Raw genomic sequence first — 622 nt, 5'->3', positions numbered from 1 at the left:
CCGTCGGAGGCGCTCACGAGATCGGCGAAGGCGCGCGGCGGGCGAAGCGGTGGGCCGGCCGAACAGCTGGTCGAAGGCGGCGTTCGCCGCGCGGATCGCCCCGCCGCATCGGTCAGCGCCATGGCGAGCGGCGCCTGGAGGAAGAACCGGCCCTCCCCCTCGCCTTTGCCCGGCGACCGGTCTCCCGCCGGCAGGCCGGCGACGCCCGGCAGCGCCGCACGGCCGGTGCCTGGCAGGATCACGATCGTGGCCTCGCCCGAAGCGTCGCTCGGGCCGAGGGCGACCAGGCCCGGCTCCCGGCGCGCATCCTGCATTACCAGCGTCACCGCCAGCAGCTCGGGGCTGGACTCCTTGCGGGCGAGGCGGCCACGCAGGGTGGCGACGTCGGCGGGTGCGAACACCTCCTCGATCGCCTTGCCCGCCGGCTCCCAGGCGGTCAGGCCATAGCCCAGCATGCGGCAGAAGGCGGCGCTCGGCGTGCGCACGAAGCGCTGCGACAGGCGCGCGACGCCCGCCGGCGCCTGCTCCCAGGCCTCCACCAGGGCATCGGCCCGGCTTTCCGCGCGCATGGATTCCTGGCGCGCCGCCTCCTGGCGCAGGTTTTCCGCCCGCAGGGAGTCCC

Annotated in this window: 1 protein-coding gene; it reads right to left on the bottom strand. The window is 76.0% G+C overall.

Going from position 1 to position 622, the window contains the following annotated elements:
* Positions 1 to 622, bottom strand: a 622-nt coding sequence (locus AC2W7M_RS27010) for a hypothetical protein (protein ID WP_486136315.1), incomplete at both ends; no start/stop codon positions are given.

This window comes from Xanthobacter sp. BG11Y11_SDJG, from assembly GCF_057364445.1.
The sequence above is the reverse complement of the archived record's forward strand: the minus strand, read 5'-3'. Positions and strand labels throughout refer to the sequence as shown.